General features: G+C 68.1%; 5 protein-coding genes and 1 pseudogene. 1 reads left to right on the top strand and 5 read right to left on the bottom strand.

Translation table 11 applies throughout. The features are described from left to right. The 4 genes from CRT23_RS27215 to CRT23_RS27195 all read right to left on the bottom strand — a co-directional run. Positions 1 to 319 (bottom strand): sugar phosphate nucleotidyltransferase (locus CRT23_RS27215; RefSeq protein WP_245436650.1); only part of this gene is annotated, 319 nt, incomplete at its 3' end. 210 nt (positions 320 to 529) lie between these two features. Further along, on the bottom strand, positions 530 to 817 hold the full coding sequence (locus tag CRT23_RS27210) for a hypothetical protein (protein WP_245436648.1): 288 nt from the start codon (positions 815 to 817) through the stop codon (positions 530 to 532). Positions 818 to 957: 140 nt separating this feature from the next. After that, a complete protein-coding gene (locus tag CRT23_RS27205; protein WP_245436647.1) occupies positions 958 to 1,233 on the bottom strand; it encodes a hypothetical protein in 276 nt (91 codons plus the stop codon). 568 nt (positions 1,234 to 1,801) lie between these two features. Continuing rightward, a complete protein-coding gene (locus CRT23_RS27195) occupies positions 1,802 to 2,794 on the bottom strand; it encodes a catalase family peroxidase (RefSeq protein WP_103712593.1) in 993 nt (330 codons plus the stop codon). Positions 2,795 to 3,062: 268 nt separating this feature from the next. Between CRT23_RS27195 and CRT23_RS27190 the strand changes: the two genes are divergently transcribed. Further along, positions 3,063 to 4,082 (top strand): NAD(P)-dependent alcohol dehydrogenase, encoded by a 1,020-nt coding sequence (locus tag CRT23_RS27190; protein WP_103712592.1) that lies wholly within the window; start codon positions 3,063 to 3,065, stop codon positions 4,080 to 4,082. A gap of 303 nt (positions 4,083 to 4,385) precedes the next feature. Here CRT23_RS27190 and CRT23_RS29510 read toward each other — a convergent pair. Then, positions 4,386 to 4,557: pseudogene (locus tag CRT23_RS29510) on the bottom strand (catalase); the annotation flags it as partial.

The raw sequence follows: 4,557 nt of genomic DNA, 5'->3' as shown, positions 1-4,557 counted from the left end.
CCGCGTGCAGGGTGGCGACCGCCACCGCTGCGGCGGAGTCGCGCCGCTCGGGCTCGAGGATGATGTCGGCCGCGATGCCGGCCTGCTGTAGCTGCTCGGCGACGATGAAGCGTGCATCGCTGCTGGTGAGCACGGTGGGGCGCGCGAAGACGCCGGTATCGCTCAGGCGCTGGGCGGTGGCCTGGAAGGTCGAGGTCTTGGGGTCCACCAGCGGCGTGAACTGCTTGGGCATGCTCTCGCGCGACGCCGGCCAGAGCCGCGTGCCCGAACCGCCGCAGAGGATGATCGGGTGAATCGATGCGCCGGCAGACACGGACATTCTCAGGTTCGCCTCGTGGGGAGCTCAGCGTATCGCGCCGGCCGACCCGCCATAGACCGCATTCCACCCTGATCGTGACCTACCAGTTCGTACGATCCTCCGCCAGTATGGAGGCGCCACCAGCAATGGTCATAGCGGCGGTAACCTTAAGTTAGAACGAGCTTTTTGGCTACGGCCCGGACGCGGCCCAGGTACCTGGAATCCCCTCGTTCAGCGTCGCGGCTTCGGCGGCTTGCGCGATACCGGCTGCAGCCGCCCGATCGGCTTACGGGGCGTCTGTGCGGCCAGCGCCTCACGTGCGATGTCCTGAGGACGCGGTGCCCCGCTCGCGATCCGCTTGAGGGCGTCCGCCATCTCCTCGATCATCTGGGCCGATTCACCCTCGAGGGTTTCCTCGGCCCTGATCCCATTCAATTCGGGAGCGATCTCCTCAGCCGCTTCGCGCAGTTCATCGACGAGTTCGGCGGGCGACCAGCGGGGGTAGGACGTTTGCGGCATGCCGCATCATGCCAGGACGCTCCGGCTCCGACAACGGCCGGCGCAGCAGGCCAGGAACGGGATCACGTGGCAGGCACCCATCGGTGACGGGGAACTCTGCCAGAGCCGCCCCCGGGCGGAGTCGATACCCGCCAGGACCGTCAGCGGCCGCCCGGTCCACCGTTGGCGCTGCCGTTGGGGAAGGCTTGCTCTGGCCGGCTCGCATTGCCTCCGGCGGCCGAATTCGTGGTCACAGTATCCGCCCCTGTGGCCCCGTACGAAATTACCAGATCGCGGCTGTTGCCGGTCGTGTTGGGCTGGTTCTGGATGATGACGCCGCGGCGGCCGTCCGGGGCCAGCAAGCCCTGCGCCAGAGCGGACGATGTCATCAGGATCGCGAGCACGCCGGCGCTCAACAGGGGAGCGGACATCTTCATGGAAAGCCCCGTGGGATAGACCTGACGCGTAAACTGGCGTGGTCAGGGAGCTGTTCCTGTGGCGAAGCCGCGCCCCCATGTCTCCGGTACCCACCATAGGGGCCACCGTGCGCAGGGTGCCCGGGCCCGCCAAAGGCCCGGCTAATCATCGGCGCCGGGTCAGCGAAGCCTCTCCGGAGGTGACGGGAACACCCGGTGCGGCGCGCGGCTTCTTGGATCGCACGAGTCGGAACAGTCCGACGGACGACGGAGACTTCGCACAATGTCCATGCACGCCCCCCTGATCGCCGGCGCGATCCTGATCGGCCTGGCGGGATCCGCATCTGCCGTGGACGGTTCGGGCAAGGCGGGTGACAGATCCCGGTCGGGATCGCGCGGTCCCGCAGGTTCCGGAACGACGAGCGTGGGAGCCGGCGGACTGACCGGCTCCGGCGCGATCGAAGATGGCAGCCGCCGCACCGGTTCCGATGCGGCTTCCGACAAAGGCTCAGCATCGTCACGGCCCGGAGCCTCGGGTGCCCCGGCCGCCGGAACCACCCAGTGAGAGCGGATCCGGGAGCGACCGAGCCTATTGGCTCCGGCGTCCGAACGAGACGGCGTAAGCCTGGACCCGGGCGTCGATCAGGGGATCGTCGGAGACCTCGACGCCATCCGTGAGGGCGTTCGGCATGAACAGCAGCGCCTTCTCGGCCTCGGCACTATCGGGCACGACCTTGGAGACCGTAAGGACGCCCAGGTCGACGATCTTTCGATCATCGGGCCAGGGCTTGGTGGCGTCGTTGGTCGGGTCGCCCGGCGCGGCGAGCTGCGCCTGGATGGTGAAGCGAGCCGGTTCTTTCGCGACGCGGGGACCGATTTCCGCCATCAGATAGTCCGGCTCGCGCTTGGCCGCCTCCTCGGGCGAGAGGATGTCTTCGCCCTGGACAGGCACGACGCGGAAGCGGAACGGTTGGCGCTTGCCATCCTTGTCGACGAAGATGAAGGCGTTCACGCCGTTATAGGTCTGCCGCGCCAGGCTCGACGGGGTCTGGGCCGTGCCGCCGGCCGTGGCCGCTGCCGGATGCGCCGCGGTGAAGCGCTCCAGAGCGGTCGGATGCGCCGCGTCCGGGCCACTCTCGGCGACCGCCTGGAGCAGGTCGCGGAACGCCTCACCGGTCGCCACCGGGAAGTACTTGAGTGCGTTCAGGACGACGTCCATCTCAGAGCCATCCACGAGCTTGAACTTCAGCGACATCCCGTGCGGATTCGCGTTCTTCGAGCCGTCGGGGATCGTTGGCACGCCGGTCGCATCCGAGAACCGGATCGTCACCGGAACCGGCGATCCCTGGAACAGCGACGCCCTGCTGATCCGCGCGGCCTCGGCCGAAGGCGTGAAGCTGCCCTCCGCCACCACGCCCTTGGCATGGTTGGCGCGTTTGCCCGGATGCGCCCCAAACAGCTTGTTCATGACGTTGATGGTCTGTTCGGCGGTCGTTGCCTCCTCGGCAAAGACCGGCGCAGCAGTCACGACAGCAAGAGCGATACCGGCCGCAAGAGCGTACTTGGTGCTGGATGAACGCATGACGATCCTCAGGGCAGCGTCGACGCTGGGTGCGTCGACTGGCTGAACTTGGAGTCGTTCTTAAGCGTGAACGACGATGCTCCACAATGCCACGGTTGCTTCGCGACCCGGACTTGACTGCTTCGTCCGGGCGGAGTCCGGCCACACTGTCTCGACAGGCGCCGAGCCTGCGGCCACCATGAAAGTCCGGCGCCCCCATTCCCGGCACGGATTTCGCCCCCCCCCTGCAGGGCCGGTACGTTGCGCCGGCGAGACGGACAGGTTGAGAATGACTGGATCGACATCCCGCGCAGTGATCGTTCAACCCGGTGGTGGGTTCGACACCGTCGGCTTCGGCGAGCGACCGGTTCCCGAGCCGGGCCCCGGCGAGATCACCGTCCGCCTGCGGGCCAGTTCGCTCAACTATCACGACTACGCCGTGGTCAGCGGCATGTGGGGCCCGAGCGAGCCGCGCGTGCCGATGTCGGATGGGGCCGGTGAGGTCGAGGCCCTGGGACCGGACGTCGAGGCGTTCGCCGTGGGCGACCGCGTGGTCAGCACCTTCTTTCCAACCTGGACGGAGGGAAATCCCCAGGTAGAGGGATTCGCGACCGTGCCGGGCGACGGCATCGACGGGTACGCCCGCGAGCGCGTCACTGCGTCCGCGATGGCTTTCACCCACGCACCGCGAGGGTGGGACCATGCCGAGGCGGCGACGCTGACGACGGCGGCGCTCACGGCCTGGCGGGCTCTGCACGGGGATGCGGGGCTGAAGAGCGGTGACGTCGTCCTGGTTCAGGGTACCGGCGGCGTCTCGCTCTTCGCCCTGCAGTTTGCGAAAGCCGCCGGCGCCACGGTGGTCGCGACCTCATCGAGCGAGGAAAAGCTCGAACGCCTGCGGGCTCTGGGGGCGGATCACGTCCTGAACTACCAGTCCGACATCACCTGGGGTGAAACGGCCCGGCGCCTGACCGACGGGCGCGGCGTGGACCACGTCCTCGACGTCGGTGGTCCCGCGACCCTGGAGCAGTCGATGGCGGCCGTGCGGGTGGGCGGCCACATCTCGGTGATCGGCATCCTGACTGGTGTGGCTGGACCACTTCCCCTGGTGCCAGCCCTGCTTCGGCAGATCCGCCTGCAAGGCGTGCTGGTCGGCAGTCGACGCCAGCAGATCGAGATGGTCCGCGGCATCGAGGCCTGCGGGCTGCGTCCGATCATCGATCGCCGCTATCTCCTGGCGGATCTCGTCGCGGCGTTCCGGCACCAGGAGAGCAACCGGCACTTCGGAAAGATCTGTATCGAGATCTGATCCGGCGCTGCGCTCCTCGACCGACCCGCAGCAGGAGGGTGACGGCCGCGACGGCGATGACTGCGAAGGTAGCCGAGATACCGCCCCCGCGGCGGGCGAATCGCCAGGAGGTGGTCTTCGAGCCAACATCGCCGATGGACCGCGGTGGGATCCCGGAGGGAACACCACCACGGATCGAGTCAGCGAGGCGAGGCTCGAACGCCAGCAGGGCAGCGAGCAGGGGTCATGAGCGCCCGGTGTCGCCGCGCCTCAGTCGCGTGCATCGGGCGCGATCGCCCACCGTCGGCATGGGTTCACTGGACCTCAACGCACCGTGCCGGGCTCGTGGATCGGACAGCCATTGAAGCGTTGGCGGAACTCGGCCGAGCGCCTGTAGGGCGCGTTGCGAGCGCGGTTGATGTTGCCCAGGGGCTTATGGGCGGCGAGCCCCGTCCAGATGCTGAAGCGCATCTCCTCGTCGACCGCCTGGACGCGC

The sequence above is a fragment of the Methylobacterium sp. V23 genome, assembly GCF_002917135.1.
Lineage (GTDB): Bacteria > Pseudomonadota > Alphaproteobacteria > Rhizobiales > Beijerinckiaceae > Methylobacterium.
The sequence above is the reverse complement of the archived record's forward strand: the minus strand, read 5'-3'. Positions and strand labels throughout refer to the sequence as shown.

Excerpts from the sequence above, each read along its gene's own strand:
- CRT23_RS27195 (WP_103712593.1), bottom strand. The coding sequence starts at position 2,794 with ATGCGTTCATCCAGCACCAAGTACGCTCTTGCGGCCGGTATCGCTCTT.
- CRT23_RS27205 (WP_245436647.1), bottom strand. The coding sequence starts at position 1,233 with ATGAAGATGTCCGCTCCCCTGTTGAGCGCCGGCGTGCTCGCGATCCTG.
- CRT23_RS27190 (WP_103712592.1), top strand. The coding sequence starts at position 3,063 with ATGACTGGATCGACATCCCGCGCAGTGATCGTTCAACCCGGTGGTGGG.
- CRT23_RS27210 (WP_245436648.1), bottom strand. The coding sequence starts at position 817 with ATGCCGCAAACGTCCTACCCCCGCTGGTCGCCCGCCGAACTCGTCGAT.